The 15,803-nt window shown below is 73.9% G+C and carries 9 protein-coding genes; 4 read left to right on the top strand and 5 right to left on the bottom strand.

The features are described 5' to 3' along the window. Nucleotides 1-7 precede the first annotated feature (7 nt). The 3 genes from BN6_RS30840 to BN6_RS30830 form a co-directional block, all read right to left on the bottom strand. The gene (locus tag BN6_RS30840; protein ID WP_015103759.1) at nt 8-3,451 is read right to left on the bottom strand and encodes a TM0106 family RecB-like putative nuclease; all 3,444 of its coding nucleotides are present in this window, start codon (nt 3,449-3,451) and stop codon (nt 8-10) included. A gap of 122 nt (nt 3,452-3,573) precedes the next feature. Further along, a complete protein-coding gene (locus BN6_RS30835) occupies nt 3,574-4,701 on the bottom strand; it encodes an HEXXH motif domain-containing protein (protein ID WP_015103758.1) in 1,128 nt (375 codons plus the stop codon). Next, complete coding sequence (locus tag BN6_RS30830) at nt 4,698-5,819, bottom strand: FxsB family cyclophane-forming radical SAM/SPASM peptide maturase (protein ID WP_015103757.1); 1,122 nt, start codon at nt 5,817-5,819, stop codon at nt 4,698-4,700. The genes BN6_RS30835 and BN6_RS30830 overlap by 4 nt, the downstream gene beginning before the upstream one ends. A gap of 160 nt (nt 5,820-5,979) precedes the next feature. Here BN6_RS30830 and fxsA point away from each other — a divergent pair, with 160 nt between their 5' ends. The 4 genes from fxsA to BN6_RS30815 all read left to right on the top strand — a co-directional run bounded on the left by fxsA (nt 5,980) and on the right by BN6_RS30815 (nt 12,269). Further along, nucleotides 5,980-6,147, top strand: a complete 168-nt coding sequence (fxsA, locus tag BN6_RS47070) for an FxSxx-COOH cyclophane-containing RiPP peptide (RefSeq protein WP_015103756.1) — start codon at nt 5,980-5,982, stop codon at nt 6,145-6,147. 161 nt (nt 6,148-6,308) lie between these two features. After that, nucleotides 6,309-10,004, top strand: a complete 3,696-nt coding sequence (gene fxsT / locus BN6_RS30825) for an FxSxx-COOH system tetratricopeptide repeat protein (RefSeq protein WP_015103755.1) — start codon at nt 6,309-6,311, stop codon at nt 10,002-10,004. Nucleotides 10,005-10,054: 50 nt separating this feature from the next. After that, entirely contained in the window at nt 10,055-11,017 is a 963-nt protein-coding gene (locus BN6_RS30820) for a hypothetical protein (protein ID WP_041314632.1), read from the top strand. Nucleotides 11,018-11,093: 76 nt separating this feature from the next. Beyond that, nucleotides 11,094-12,269: a hypothetical protein gene (locus BN6_RS30815; RefSeq protein ID WP_148303094.1), complete on the top strand. Its 1,176-nt coding sequence runs from the start codon at nt 11,094-11,096 to the stop codon at nt 12,267-12,269. A 19-nt stretch (nt 12,270-12,288) separates the two neighbouring features. On the opposite strand, the gene BN6_RS30810 is transcribed toward BN6_RS30815, so the two are convergent. Both BN6_RS30810 and BN6_RS30805 read right to left on the bottom strand, forming a co-directional pair. Further along, nucleotides 12,289-14,583, bottom strand: a complete 2,295-nt coding sequence (locus BN6_RS30810) for a hypothetical protein (protein WP_015103752.1) — start codon at nt 14,581-14,583, stop codon at nt 12,289-12,291. Further along, entirely contained in the window at nt 14,580-15,518 is a 939-nt protein-coding gene (locus BN6_RS30805) for an ATP-binding protein (RefSeq protein WP_015103751.1), read from the bottom strand. Before BN6_RS30805 ends, BN6_RS30810 begins: the two co-directional genes overlap by 4 nt. Nucleotides 15,519-15,803: the final 285 nt, after the last annotated feature.

Here is a 15,803-nt window from a genome sequence, read left to right as displayed (position 1 = left end):
GATGGAGTCATAGCCTTTGGGCATAGATGCCGTCGATGGGCCACGGGCGCGCCTCGCCGGTGAGCCCGATCATCCCGGACACCAATCTCAACTGGTCGACGCCGCGGATGTCCGCCTCGACCAGGCGCGGTGAGCACACCACCACCGCGACACCCTGCGCACGGGACAGCGCCACGTTCACCCTGTTGCGGGACAGCAAGAAGTCCAGTCCGCGCGGCAGGTCGACGGCCGCCGACGACGTCATCGTGGTGACCACCACCGGGGCCTCCTGCCCCTGGAACCGGTCCACCGTGCCGACCCGCACGTGCTCGTACCCGGATCGTTCCAGTTCCCGGCGCACCAACCGGACCTGGAGGTTGTACGGCGCCACGACCAGCACGTCCGAGTCGTCCAGCGGCCGCGCGTTCACCCCGTCCGTCCACATGCGACCCATCAGCGACTTCACGATCTCCACGACCGCCGCCGCTTCCTCGACGGAGCTGGTGGTGTTGTGCCGGTGCTCCACCTCGTGCACGTACACCCCGGACACCAGCCCGTCCACGCCGCGCGCGGCCGTCGTCGGGTGCGCGTGCAGCAGCCCCGCGTACGACAGCCGCGACACCGGTTCGCACACGTCGGGGTGCATCCGCCGGGTCTGGTCGAGGAAGTACCCCAGTTCCGCCGGGATCACGTCGGCGTCACCGATCAGGTGGCCGAGCGCCGACGCGTCCGCGCCCGCCGGGTGCGTGCCCTGCACGACCTGCGGCAGCTGCTGCGGGTCGCCGAGCAGCACCAGGTTGCGCGCGCACGTCGACACGGCCAGCGCGTCGGCCAGCGCGAACTGCCCGCCCTCGTCCACGATCAGCACGTCGAACGGCTGCTCGCGGACCGCCGCGTTGGCGAACGTCCACGCCGTGCCGCCGACCAGGTGACCCGCGCCCTGGTCGGTGCGCCACCGGACCAGCGCCGGGTTGTCCTTCGGCTGCTCCCACGTGCAGTCCTTCGCCGGGGTGCCCTTGGGCCGTTTGGCGGTCGGGATCGGCACGCCCAGCTCGCGCCCGGCCGCCTGCGCCGCGCTCAGCACGTTCTCCACGGCCTTGTGGCTGTTCGACGTCACCCCGACGCTGCGCCCGCCGCGCACCAGGTGCGCGATGAGCCGCCCGGCGAGGTAGGTCTTCCCGGCCCCGGGCGGCCCCTGCACGGCCAGCGCCGACCCGTCGAGCCGGTCGACCGCCTCGATGACGTCCGCGATCACGTCACCGCCGGCGGGCAGTTCCGCGAGCCCGCGCAGCCGGGGCGAGGCCCGGCGCGCCAGGTCGACGCCGGGGTGCGGCGGGAGCACGGGCAGCGACTCGGCGACCATCCGCGCGAGCTCGTACACCGCCTCGTCCTTCGGCGAGGGCCGCACCGGGCTGCCGGGCAGCACCGCCGCCGGCCGGTCGCCGTCCACGTCGTCCGGCGCGACGCTCTCCACCAGCACGATGTCCTCGGCCGACTCGCCGAGCACCACCGCGTCCCGGGTGCGGTTCGGCGTGCCCGGGTAGAGCAGCCGCACCTGGTCGCCGGTGGTGAACGGGTGCGGCCGGTCCGGGTCGCACCGCACGCGCACCTCGCGCTTGGCCTTGCGCACCCGCCCGGACGGCATCGCCCAGTCCTCGGCGCGCACCGACACCGGCACCGCGCACGCGCTGTCCGACTCCAGCTCCGACAGCGGCGCGGCGACCTGTCGGAAGAAGTCCCACCAGGCCGGGTTGGTCTCCCGCCGGTGGTAGCCGACGGCCGCCGCGAGCAGCGCCCGCGCCCGCTCGTCGGCGGTGTGGTCGGCGGGGTTGTCCGGCAGCCCCGCCAGCAGCGGGTCGACCACGGCCGCGATCCGCTCCGCGCGCTCGGCCCGGCGCTGCGCGGCGATCTCGTCCTCGATCTCGTCCACAAAGGACTGTTCGGCGACGTGCGGCTCGATCCCGGCCTCCTGCCGGACCTCCAGAAGGAACCGGTAGAGCCGGCGCGTCGACACGCAGTCGTACTTGTTGTACTCGGCGATCCCGTCGAGCACTTCCTCGGCTCGCCCGACGTCCTCCGCCTCGTTGAGGGTCAGGAACTCCTCGTACGCCTCGATGCTCGACACGGCGTTGGTGACGTCACCGTCGCGCGGCGCGGGCATGTACAGCGGTTCGAGGTACTTGATCGAGTACGACCGCTGCGAGACCCGCAAAGCCTTGCGCACCACCGCGTACAGGTCCACCAGGGACCCTGACCGGAGCAGGTGGTCGACGGCCTCCTCCCGCGTGCCGTGCAGCGCGGCCAGCCGCTTGAGCGCGCTGACCTCGTAGGGCGCGTAGTGGTAGACGTGCGCGCCGGGGTGCTCCGCGAGCCGCGCGGTAGTGAAGTCCACGAACCGCTCGAACGCCGCCTTCTCCTGCGGCCGGGTGTGCGCCCAGAACGGGGTGAACTCCTCCTCCGGCGTCACCATCCCGAACAGGTACTCCAGCCCCTCGCCGTTGAGCGCGAACGGGTCGCCCTCCATGTCGAAGAACAGGTCGCCGGTGCTCGGCGCGGGCAGCTCGGCCAGCGCCTCGGGCGTGATCACCTCGTAGGCGACCTTGCCGATCGGGTCGTCGGAGGTGCGCGAGTCGTCCTGGATGACCTGCAACGCGGCCTGCGCGCGCAGGCCGGTGAAGGTGGTGGCGGACATCGTCTGCGGCCGGTCCTCGCGAGCCGCGTTGGCCAGCGCGTCGATCGTGCCCAGCCCGGCCGCGACGAGCTTGCGCCGCTGGTCGGTGCGGATCCCGGCGACCAGCGACAGGTCCCGGTCGCGTTCCCGGCCGGACGCGCAGCTGCGGCTGAACCGGCACGTCGCGCACGCGGGCCGTTCGTCGTCCCACGACCGGGCCGGCGGTTCGGGGCTGTCGCGCAAGCGTTCGCGCAGGCTGCGCACGACCGGCAGGAAGTCCGCGACCCGGAACGTCCGCACGCTGTCGTCGCCCAGCAGCAGGTGCATCTCCGGTCCGGCGCAGGCTCCCAGCGCGTACGCGTAGGCGGTCAGCTGCACGACGGAGGCCGGTGTCGCGTGCCGGGCCAGCTTGGCGTCGTGCGGCTCGTAGCCCCGGTCGGTGCGGACCAGGAAGTCGGCGCGGCCGTGGAAGCCGTCGGCGTAGAACACGCCCTGGTAGACGACCTCCGCGCCGGCATCGAGGGCCTGCCGGGTCTCGGCGGCGGCCTTGGTCAGCGCCTCGTGCGTCGGCGCGGGCTGCGCGATCTCGACCACGTCGCAACGCGCCCGGAACCGCTCCAGCACGGCCAGTTCGTGCGCGATCCCGTGCTTGGCGGCGAGCAGGTCCTGCCGCTCGTCGGGCTGCGGGGTGCCCGGCACGCCCAGCGCCAGCGCCAGCGTGAGGCGGCTGCGGTGCTCACACTCCAGCAGGTCCACCAGGTCGGCCGGGGAGTGCACGAGACGGCCGTCGGCGGTGAGCATGGCGGGCAGTATCGCCGCCCGGCGGCCCCGCCCGGTGGACCACCCCCGGCGAGTCGCGGGGGTGTCGGAACGGGACGATCCACCGAGGACTGCCCGCCGGGGCGGTGGGGCCGGCGACGGGGTCAGCGGGCCGTCCAGCGTTCGCGGTGGGCCTGGGCCTCGGCGGTCGCCAGCGCCAGGGCCTCCGGGTGCACCGGCTCGGCGCACCAGCGGCGCAGGACGGTCGCCATCCCGGTCACGAACGCGTGCCCGGTCGCGGTGAGCTTCTCGCTGGCCAGCAGCGTCTCGGCGGTGTCGAGGGCGGCGGCGCGCCACCGGGCGTACTCGGTCTGCGCGGCCAGGCCGGGCCGGGTCCGCCAGAACGCCGCCACACCCAGGTGCGCGTACGTCCCGTGCAGCAGGCCCGCCAGCGGGCGCGGGTCCTCCCGCCACGGCGCGTAGTAGATCTCCCGCCGGTCCGGCAGCAGCAGCGGGAACAGGTCCATCAGCGCCACCAGCTTGGTGTGCTGGGCCTCGTGCGCCAGGGTCACCGCCAGCGTCTCCGGGTCGGGCGCCAACGACAGGAACACGCAGCCGAACGCGTCGGCGGCGGTCGCGCTGCTGGTCCCGGTCGGCGACGGCGGCATCGGCGTCAGCACGGTCACCAGCTCGGCGAGCTCGGCGGCCATCGGCGGGTGGTCGGCGGCCAGCACGTCCCAGGCGGCGGCCACCGCCGGCCGCCACCGCGCCACGTCGACGTCCGCCGCGACGGCCAGCCCCGGCGGCACCCCGCCACCGGCCCAGACGTCCAGCTGAAGCACGTGCGGGCCCAGCGCCACCTCGGGCAGCGGGTCGTAGTCCAGGTTCGCCGGGTCGGCCACGCCGAGCGAGGGCAGCGCGAACACCGGGACGTCCGGGAAGTCCACGGCCGCCGGGACGCCCGCCCGGATCGCCGCCGCGGCGGCCACGAACGCCAGCTCCTCGGGCCGGGCCGGCTCGGCACGGCGCAGCGCCAGCGCGGTCCGGGTGGCCCACGCGCCCACCGACGGGTGGTCCAGCACGCGGGTGACCGCGCCGGGGCTGGCCCGCTCGGCGTCCACCAGCAGCCGGTAGGCCGGACGCGCCTCGGGCGCGGCGGCGATCATCCGGACCAGCAGGGACGTCCGGCTGCGCCGGGCCAGCCGCAGCGCGCGGGCCGCGCCGGCACCGCCCTCACCCCGCGACAGCGCGGCGAAGTCCGCGGCCGACAGCCGCCACGGGCGGACCGTCACGCCGGTGCCGCCAGGTCCGCCGCGACCCGGTCGCGGACGTGGGTGACCAACCGGTACAGGTCCGGGCAGTACACCGACGGGTGGTCGAAGCCGTCGGCGGCGAACCGGTGCGCGCGCAGCCCGCCGCCGCACGCCGCCACCACCTCGCACGACCGGCAGGTCGCCGACAGCGCGGCCCGGCCGGCCCGGTCCGCGACCACCTCCGGCGCGGTGAGCGCGCGGTCGAAATCGTCGCGCAGCACGTGCAGACCGGTGGCCGCGGCTGCCGGCGAGGACGACGCCAGGATGTCCGACACCGAAATCGCGCCGTCGGTTTCCACCACGATCTGCGCGCTCGGCGTCAATCCGATGCCCTCCACGCCGGAACGGCCGCCCAGTACAACGTTCAACAACTCCTCGAACAACCGGACGCGCGTTTCCGGCGCACGGTACCAGTGCTCGAACAACGCGATCAGCCAATCCGCGTAAGGCGTTGCCGGGTCACCGGCGACCCGCCCGGCCGGCGGCGCGGACCAGTTCCCGTGCGGCAACAGGAAATCCACCACCGGCGGCGCGAATTCGCGCAACGACTCGTAGGTCCCGACCGGGTCCGCGCGCACGTCCAGCACGCACAGCAGGCCGCCGAAAACGGGCCGGAACTCCTCGGTGAGCAGCCGCAGCCCCGCCTCGACGGCCGACCAGCTGCCGGTCCCGTCCGGCCGGACCCGCCGCCGGTCGTGCGCCGCCGGGTCGCCGTCCACGCTCACGCCGACCCGCACGTCCAAGGCCCGCAGCAGCTCCAGCAGCGGCCGGTCGAGCAGGGTTCCGTTGGTCTGCACGGAGAACCGGACCCGCGCGGGCACCGCCGCCCGGAACCCGCGGACCAGCGCTTCGATCCGCGCCGGACCGAACAACAGGGGTTCTCCGCCGTGCAGCACGACTTCCACGTCGGACAACGCGTGCGCTCGCACGTGCCGCGCCACCCGTTCGGCGGTGTGCGCGACCACCGCCGGCGACATCGCGCGCGGCCGGGAACGCCAACCGGAGTCCGCGAGTTCGTAGACGTAGCAGTAGTCGCACGCGAGGTTGCATCGACTGTGCACCTTCACCACGAACTGCCGGAACGGTCGTGCCGCCATGCACCCCCCGATCCATCGGCCCCCGGACAACCAAACACATCGGACCGGCCGCGACTTCCGCCAATCGGAGGATTCGGCGCATTCCCCGTTGCCGCGCACTAGGATGGGATCAGCGCACTGCGGACAAACCCGCAGCTTTGCGGTGAGGGGGTTGTGGGAGATGGCTGAGGAACCAGTCCTGGAGTCCGAACTCCTCGACGTCACCGGAGTCGACCTGGCCCGGCTGGCCGAACTGCCCGACACCGCGCTGCGCGCCGCGCTGCACCGGATCCTCGCCGAGAACGCCGAGATGCCCAACCGGTTCGCCGCCTTCGAGAGTTCGCTGTAGCCACGGGCCGACCGCCGGTGAGCGGCTCGCCGCCGACCGGCCCGATGAGCGGCTCGCCGCAGCTGTCCGATGAGCGGTCCGCCGCGGCGGCTCGATGAGCGGTTCGCCGCAGCTGTCCGATGAGCCGCAGACCCCCTTTCCACCGCCGATCTGGAGAGCCGATGAGCAGCAGCGCGGGCCAGGGCCACACCGGGGTCACGGCGTTCCTGTCGGCCACCGGCGGCACCGGCCGGACCAGCGCGGTGGCCAACCTGGCCTGGGTGCTGGCGGCGGCCGGCCAACGGGTGCTGGTCGTGGACTGGGGTTCCGAGGTGCCCCGGGTGCGCGAGTACCTGGAGCCGTTCCTGGTGTCCCGCCAGGCTTTACCGGACGCGGTCAGCCGCGCGCTGCTCGCCGCCTACCACGCCGACCCGGCCCACGAGGACGACCTGCCGCCGGTCGCGGAGCGGTTCGCGCAGCCGACGCCGGCCGCGACCGGCCACATCGACGTGGTCGCGCCGGTGCCGACCGACGCGGCGGGCCGGCCGCGCCCCGAGTCGCGGCACGGCGACGCGGGCGCGATCGCCGGGTTGCGCGCCCGCCTCGCCGAGTCCGACTACGACCAGGTGCTGATCGACGCGCCGACCGGCGTGGCCGAGGAGTCGCTGACCCTGATCGCCACGCTGTGCGAACTGGTCGTGGTCTGCTTCCGGCCGCGCCCGAGGGCGATCGCCGACGCCGCCGACCTCGCCGCGCAGGTCCGCAAGCGCGCCCCGCTGCGGATCGACGTGGTGCCGGTGGCGACCCTGTTCGACGACGCCGAGCAGACCCGCGCCCAGCGGATCCGCTCGCAGATCCACGCCGCGTTCGCCGAGCTGCTGGCCGGGCAGGCCAAGCGGGTGCCCGACGGCGGCACGGTGGAGATCCCCTACCGGCCGTTCGACGCGTTCGACCCGCTGCTGGCGATCCTGGCCGAGGAGCCCAGCGGCGGCGGTGGCCTGGAGGCCCAGTACGGGCGGCTCGCGGCGGCGGTCAGCGGCGGCTCGGTGACGGTGTGCGCGCCCGTCCCGGCGGTGCTGCGGGCCCGCTACCGCCGGGTGTTCGGGCTGGCCTCGGAGGCCGACGCGGACCGGGTCGCGATCGCCTACGCGGCGCGCGACCGGGCGTGGGCGGACTGGGTGCGCGGCCAGTTGGAGCGGGCGGGCGCGCAGGTCGTGCCGTTCGCCGAGGCCCGGCCGGCGGACGGCGTGGTCGTGCTGGTCTCACCGCACCGCGACGACGCCGACGTGCCCGCCGGCGCGCTGCGGCTCCTGCTCGCCGAAGAGGACCAGGACCAGGCCGGCCTGTCGGTGCACGCGCACCTGCCGGCCACGCTCAGCGCCAAGCTGCTGGGCCACTTCGGCCTGATCGACCGGCCCGGCAGCGCGCACGACGCGCCGATGCGCGTCCCCGGCTCGCACCCGGTGGTGTTCCGGCTGCCGCCGCGCCACCGCGGCTTCGTCGGGCGCGACGAGGACGTCGAGGCGCTGCGCGACGAGTTCACCGACGCGGGCGAGGAGCGCGCGGTCGTCACGCTCAACGGCGAACCCGGCGTCGGCAAGAGCGAGCTCGCGCTGGAGTACGCCTACCGGTTCTCCGCCGCCTACGACGCGGTGTGGTGGCTCTCCGCGCAGGACCGGCAGTCCGTGCAGCTGGGCCTGGCCGAGCTGGCGGTCCGGCTGCGGCTGCCCGGCTCCACCGACTTCGGCTCGCTGACCGCGCTGGACCGGCTGGCCAACGACCCGACCTACGCCCGGTTCCTGCTCGTCTACGACAACGCCGACGACCTCGACGCGATCGCCGACCTGCTGCCGCCCGGCACGTCCGGCCACGTGCTGATCACCTCGAACGCGGCCGGCGCGCCGGCGGTCGAGCTGGCGCCGATGATCGCGGCGGACAGCACGGCGCTGCTGCTGGACCGGGTGCCCCGGCTGACCCTGGAGGACGCCCGGCGGGTCGCCGAGGAGGTGCGGCACCTGCCGCTGGCGCTGGACCTGGCCGGGTCGTGGCTGGCCGAGACCGCGCGCGCCGAGGCGGGCGCGGGCGCGACCGCCGCGGACGCCGCCGGGTGGGCCGTGCGGACCTTCTTCGACCGGCTCGCCCGGTCCGGCGCGGACAGCGTCGCCCGGGTGGTCGAGGTGGTCACCGGGTCGTTGCGGGAGAACGGGATCGGCCGGGTCGCGGTGCTGCTCGCCCGGCTCTGCGCGTTCCTCTCGCCGCAGGGCGTGGACCTCGGGCTGGTCCGCTCGCCGGCGTTCCTGGACCGGCTGGTGGCGATCGGCGGCGGGGACGCCGAGCCGCTCGCGCTGGACGCCGGGGAGGTGGACCGGGTGCTGTGGGCGGGCGCGCGGCACGGCCTGTTCCGGGTCGACTGGGGCGACGAGTACTCGCTGCGGCTGCACCGGGTCGTCCAGCGGGCGTTGCGCGCCGGGATGCCCGCCGCCGAGCGGGACGCCCGCCAGGCCGACGCGCTGGCCGCGCTGGCCGCGTTCGCGCCGACCGAGGTGGAGGACAAGTCGCCCACCCGGCGCAGCCGGTTCCAGGAGCTCCAGCAGCACGTGTTCCCGTCCGGCGCGCTGCGCAGCGACGCCCCGGAGGTCCGGCGCTGGCTGGTCAACCAGGCGCGGTTCCTGTTCACCGACGGCGGCGCGGGCGTGCGGCGGGCGGCGCTGGAGCCGGGCCACGAGCTGCTGGAGTCGTGGACGGAGCGGTTCGGCCCGGACGACCCGCTGCGCAACCGGCTGGCCGCCCAGCTGGCCAACGTGCACCGGGTGCTCGGCGAGCCGGCCGAGGCGCTGCGGCTGGACGACCTGGCGCTGAGCCGCCAGCGCCGCGCCCTCGACCTGTCGCACCCGCAGCCGCTGATCACCGCCCGCGGCCGCGGCGGCGACCTGCGCGGCCTGGGCCTGTTCACCGAGGCGCTGGTGGAGGACCAGGCCACCTGGACCGGCCTGCGCGAGGTGCTCGGCGAGGACCACCCCGACACCCGGCGCGCGGCCAACAACCTGGCCTCCTCGATGTTCCTGTCCGGCGACCCGGCGGGCGCGCTGGCGCTGGCGGAGGACAACTTCGCCCGGCGCCGGCGGCTGTTCGGCGAGCGCGACGAGTTCACCTGGGCCACCCTCGCCCAGATCGGGCTCTACCAGCGAGAGCTCGGCCGCTACCCCGAGGCGCTGGACGCGCTGCTGGTGGCGTCGCAGAAGTTGCAGAGCCTGCGCCCGGAGCTCAACCAGACCCAGATCGGCGTGCACTGGAACTACGCCATCGCGCTGCGGCTGGCCGGGCGGACCAGGGCGGCCAAGGAGCGCACCGGCAAGGCGCTGCGCGACTACCGGGAGGTCATCGGCCCCGATCACCCGTACACGCTGGGCTGCGCGCTGAGCTTCTCGGCCGACCACCGGCGGGTCGGCGGCGAGCCGGAACTGGCCGTGGAACTGGCCCGGACCGCGCTGGAGGGCTTCCGGGGACTGGACGGCGTCCGCGACCACCACCCGTTCGTCGCGCTGTGCCGGTTGGGCCTGGGGCTGGCGCTGCGCGCCGCGAACGACCACGCCGGCGCGGTCGCCAACACCTCGTCGGCGGCGGAGACCCTGCGCGCCCGGCTCGGCGACACGCACCCGTGGACGCTCGCGGCGGCGGTCGACGAGGCCCGGGTCCGCTCGGCGGCGGGCGACGTCGACGAGGCGGCCCGGCAGATCGCCGAGGCGCACGCCGACTGCGTGGAGTTCCTCGGGCCCGACCACCCGCACACCGCCGTGGCGGCGCACGACCTGCGCCTGGCCGCACAGCCCGCCGAGCAGGACTGGCGGGAGTGCGACGTCGACATCCCGCACACCTGATCCGCACACCTGGTCCGCACCGCACACCTGAGCGCGCAGGAGGCAGCAGCGTGGAGCTGTACGAGGAGGCGGCCGAGCACCTCGGCCCCGAGTTCGACACCACCCGGCACGCGTGCCGCGCGGCGGTCGTGAAGAGCCCGGCGCTGCACTACCTCGCGCACTACAGCAGCGGCGTGTTCGACTTCGGCGTCGACGCGCTGGCCGAGCCGCCGACCGTGCCCGACGCCCTGCCGGGCGGGACCCGGCGCGACGAGCTCAAGCGGCTGGGCCGGCACCTGACGTTCCAGGCCAACGCGCTGGACCGGGCGTTGCAGGAGGTGCGCACCGGCCGGCTGATCCGGACCGTGCTGCACACCGAGGAAGGCGCGCTGTTCTGCGACTCGGTGGTGCCCGCCGAGCACGTCGTCGGCCTGGTCCTGGACCACGCGGGCACCGGTCCGCTGTTCGGCCACCCCGCGGTGGACGAGGCGGACCGGGCGGTGGCGGGGCTCGCGACCGTGCTGCGGTCGGAGCTGAGCCTGGGCTCGCTCAACCCCGGCGGGTGGGAGACCTTCGGCGAGGTCGTGCCGCTGCCCGGCGCGGGGGCGCGGGAACCGTTCGTGACGGCCGGGGAGGGCGCGCTCGCGCAGTGCGTCGAGGCGGCGCGGGTCGACGACCTGCACGTGGTGGCGCACGTGGCGGGGGGCGACGTGCTGGCCATGGTCGACCACCTGGCCGACCCGGCGCTGGGGCCGTACTTCAAGGAGGTCTCGGTCGAGGCGCGCCGGCGGTTCTACCTCGGGTTCCTGCGCGAGCTGGGCGAGGTGGCGACCAGGCTGAACCGGGCCGTGCGGCCGGTCGTCGGCGGGCTGCTGGTGCGGGCGGTGCTGGACGTGGAGATGGGCGCGGTGTACTACTACCGGCTCGGTCCGGGGGAATACGTGGCGGGCGTGACGATCGACCAGTCCCGCGTCGCGGAGGCGGATGATCGAATGTCCTCGTTGGCCGATCGACTCACTCCATCCGGGCCTTGATGGGAGTGCGGGTATTACCTACGGTGGAATGGTGACGCCCGCTGTTCGTTCGGTCGTGCTCCTGTCCGCACTTGGCGTGGGCTGGGTATTCGCCTGGGCGTTCGGCCTGCGTGAAGTCGAGGATTCCACGGCTTATGGATTCTTCATCACCGCCTTGCTCGGATTCGGCTTGTACGCGAGCACCAGTGGAATCGACATCGCCGAATTCCGCCGTGAATTGCGGACGGTAGTCGCCGCGGTCACTCTCGGTGTGCTGGCGAAGGTCGTGCTGATCTTCGGCGTGATGTACCTGGTGTACCGCGAGCCGTGGCACCTGGTGCTGGCCGTGGCGGTCGCCCAGATCGACCCGCTGTCGGTGGCGGCGGTGCGGGCGAAGTCGCGGATGTCGGCGTCGGCGAAGGCGCTGCTGGCGGCCTGGGCCTCGTTCGACGACCCGATCACGGTGCTGCTGACGGTCTACATCACCTCGTTCGCCATCCAGAGCGGTGCCCTGGGTGGGCAGGGCAGTGGTGGGGTCGATGGTGCTGTCGGCGGGTTCGGGGCGTTCACCCTGAACTTCGTGCTCAACCTCGCGCTGGCGGGCGGGGCGTGGCTGGTGTGGCGGTTCGCGCGCGGGCGGTTCGCGGGTGGTGACGGGCGGGTCCGCCGGGTGGTCGTGCGGGCGCTGCTGGGCGTCGTGGTGCTGGCCGTGGGGTACGTCGCGGTGCAGTCCTCGCTGCTGCTCGCCCTGGCGTTGATCGGGTTGTTCTTCCGGCCGGACTTCGGGCGGTGGGTCGACGGGCTGGCCGAAGTCGGGCTGTTCGCCGCCACGGTGGCCGTGGGGCTGGTGCTGGCTTCGGCGTTCTCGTGGGCGTTGGCCCTGGTCGGGGCGCTGCTGGGGGCGGCGGCGTACCTGTCGCAGGTGGTCGTGGCCTGGGCGTTGACGCTGCCCCGGAGGTGGCGCGGCGACCGGGTCCGGCTGTGCCTGGGGCAGCAGAACGGGCTGACGGCGATCATCCTGGCGCTGCTGCTGGAGCCGAAGTTCCCGGGGGCCATCGCGGTGGTCGCCCCGGCGGTGGTCGTGGTGAACCTGGTGCACGCGCTGGCCAACGGCGCGTACGACCGGTTCCAGCCCCCTGTCGAGCCCGGTTCGGGAGCCGAATCGGGTGGCTCGGCTGGTGGTGGTTCGGGTGGCGGTGAGGTGTCGGAGTTGCGGCCGGTGCCGCGGGCGGTGCCGGCGGCGGCGTTCCGGCGGCTGGGGCAGGCCCGGTAGCCGCGAGTCGGCGCGCGAGTCAGCGCGAGTGCGAGGCTTTGAGCACGGCGCGGCGCACGCGGGGGCTGAGGTTGCGCAGCGCCTCGTGCACCTGGTTGCGCCGGGCGGTCTGGTTCACGTCGGCCACCAGGCCACCGGACCGCGCGCTCCACGGCGGCAGGCCGAACAGCGGGTCGAGGTCGAACAGCGGCAGGAACTCCACGATGTCGTCGTAGATGCCGCACAGCTGCTCCAGCCGGTCCTCCGCGTCGGGCGAGACCGACGACCCCGGTTCGCCCTGCGACCGGTACCAGTCGGCCACCGCGCCGCGGAAGGCCAGCACCGACTTCTGCAGGAACACCGCCTTGGCCGCCGCGTCGGTGAACTCCGGCGTCCGCAACCGCCGGTGCACGGCCTCCTGCGTGGTCGCCGGCGCGAAGTCGAACGCCTCGTTGAGCATCAGGTCGACCTGGATCAGGCCCTCCAGCGCGTCGGCCGCCGCCCGGAACAGCCGCTCCACCTCGCCCGGCAGGCGGTGGTCGGCCGCCTCCCGCGCGGGGGTCGAGCCGACCAGCAGGGCCAGCTGCCGGCCGATCGCCGAGAACTGCCGGTCCGACGACGTGCGGACCCCGTCCACGTGCTCCGCCAACTGCTCGATGAACCCGTAGATGCTCGACTGCTGCCGGCTCAGCTGGTCCATCCGCTGCCGCAGCGCGCTCACCGGGTCCTGCGCGGTCTCGCCGGTCAGCACGATGCCGGCCGCGCCGACCAGCGCCGTGAAGTCGTCGGCGAACGTCCGTTCCGAGTAGACCAGCGGCTCGCGCCCCAGCGGCTCGCGCAACTGGATCGCCACGCCGTCCGCCAGCACGCCGTTGACCACCAGCACGACCTCGGCGTCGGACTCCGCCTCGCGCACCGCCGAGACCCGCCGCATCACGGTGGTCACGTCGGCGTTGTCCAGAAGGGACTCGGTGACCAGCACCGCGCACCCGCCGTCGCGGTCCGGGAAGGTGATCCAGAAGTCCGCCATGGACTCCTCGCCCGACCCGAGCAGGTGGTTGCGCCAGTACTCCCACCCGTTGGCGTCCAGCAGCCGGCGCACCGAACCGTCGAGGTCGTCGGCGCTCAACGAACCGAACAGGTCGCGCGCGGCCTGCCGCACCATCTCGTCGGTCGCGGTCACGTCCGGGTCGCCGGTCGCGTTCGCCCGGTCGTCCACCAGCCGGAACACCCGGTGGCACAGGCGGACCACGTTGCGGGTGTTGCCGCCGGCCACGTCCCGCAGGTAGCGCACCGTCTCCGGGGTGAACGGGGCCAGCGCCGACACACCCGTCACGGCCTCCTGCGCGCGCAGGACGAACTCGCGCACCTGCGCGTGACCGAGCCCGGACATGGTCACGGTGTACGGGATGCGCTGCCGCACGGCCGGTGACAGCACGGCCCTGAACTCCGGCAGCCCGCACAGCACCAGGCACGCCCCGGCCTTCGCGAACACCTGCAACAGGGTCTGGAACGCGGCCATGGTCCGCGCCTGCGGCCGGCTGTCGGCGGAGAAGATCTTGTCCAACTCGTCCACGGCCAGCACGAACCGCCGCTGCCGGCCGCCGAACAGCAGGGCGAACACGCCCATCGCCTCCAGCGCGGCGACCTCGGTGTCGATCGGCGCGGTGATCCCGCGCTCCACCAGCACCTGGTCCGGCGCGCCGCCCAGCAGCCACGACCACACCGCGTGCTCGAACCCGGGCCGCAGCAACAAGGTCAGCGCGGTGCCGAAGTCCTTGTTGTTGGTGACCTGGCGCAGCTTGTCCTGGACGGTCCGCAGCAGCGCGCTCTCCATGAGACCGAGCCGCTCCACGACCTCCTGCGGCTCCATGCTGCGACTGCCCAGCCACTCGACCGTGTCCTCGGTCAACCCGGTGCTCTGCAACGACTCCGCGACGATGTCGGCGTAGTAGTCGCTGACCTGCGCGCGCACGCCGTCACGGCCGAGCCGCTGCATGAACCGCCGGTACAGCTCGACGAAGCTCTCGGCGGTCGCCTCCAGGTACAGCGCGCGCGACGGGTCGTCGAGCGCCTTGCGGGCGTGGCGCACCAGGCGGACGGCGAGGTGGGTCTTGCCGGTGCCGTAGTCGCCGAGCACCGCGAGCACGGTGCCGGCCCCCGGCTCGGCGCGCAGGTACCCGTCGAGGTGGGCGATCGCCTGCCGGGCGGCGTCGGTGGGGATGGTGACGTCGACCGCGTCGAAATCGTCTTCGACGTCATCGATGATCAGCGCGACCGCCATCGGCGAGAAGGGGTTCTTCCGCAGGTGCGGGAGCTCGTCGCTGCCGTTCATGGCTGCATCCCCAGTCCGTTGAGGTACGCCCGGATGTCGTCCACCGTCACCTGGTCGGCTTCGGTGTAGCTTAGGCCGGCTTCGAGCTTCCGCTCGTAGGTCCCGTGCAGGATTCGCTGCACCATCGCGACCGATTGACATATCCGGCCGAGCAATTCGGCCGCCTGATCGCTCAGTCGTGGATAAATTCCCACTCCGGTGTGCCGGACCAGCCGGTCGTCGGCGAACCGGCCGGGGTCGCCGTCCTCCAGCTTGCCGACCAGCAGGGTGATCGGCGGCACCCACGTCTCCAGCCGGCGGACCAGCTCGGCGAGGTCGTCAGCGTCGAAGAACGCGGACTCGGCGAAGAACAGCACCCGCGGGCTGCGCAGCTGGCGCGCGTACCGGATGACCTCGTCGAGCAGCTCGTTGGGCGAGGGCAGCAGCACGAGCAGCACCACGTCGTCGTTGAGCGCCCGGCCGAGCCGCGGGAAGATCCGCTTCGGGTTGTCCCGGTCACCGCGCAGCGTGTCGGCCGCCTGCGGGCTCATCGCCCCGTGGTCGACCAGCTTGTCGAACAGCTGGTCGCACACCTGCACGGTGCGCTCGTGGATGGACAGCTCCTCGTCCTCGGGCAGGCACCCGGTGAGGTCGACCACGACCCCGCGCAGGTCGCGCCTGCCCAGCTCCAGCACGGTCCAGTCGGCGCACCGGTTGACCAGCGCGGTCTTGCCGCAGCCGGAGTCGCCGGTGACGAGCACCAGGCGGCCGTCCTCCAGCACGCCGGTCAGGTCGCCGACCTCCTGCTGGAACTCCTGGAACGCGCTCTCGGCGCCGTCCACGTCGACGTAGTAGTCGCGGTGGGCCTCGCGCTCCCACGGGCGCAGCGGGCGCATCGGCGTGCTCTCCCAGCCCGGGAGCGGGAACGGGTTGATGGGACGGCGCGGTGCGTTCATCTCCTGGCCGCCGTGGGGTGTGACGCTGGGTGCGCTGTGGGGTGCGCTGTGGGGTGCGCTGTGGGGTGCGCCGGCGCTGAGGGTGGGTGGCGTGGTGGAGATGAGCGGCACGGGGTGGCGGCGTGATCTGCCCGCCCGCGACCCATGCCCACCCCCGTGCAACGACCGGTTCAGCCTACCGGCGGAGAGTCGCACACGAGGCCGGGTTCGTGGACCTCGATACCCGGATGGCGCAGGCGCGTTGCTCCTTCGTACCGGGGGATGGGCGCTTTCGGCACGGTGCGG

Source organism: Saccharothrix espanaensis DSM 44229, from assembly GCF_000328705.1.
GTDB classification, from domain to species: Bacteria; Actinomycetota; Actinomycetes; order Mycobacteriales; family Pseudonocardiaceae; genus Actinosynnema; species Actinosynnema espanaense.
This window is presented reverse-complemented; position numbering and strand designations above follow the sequence as displayed.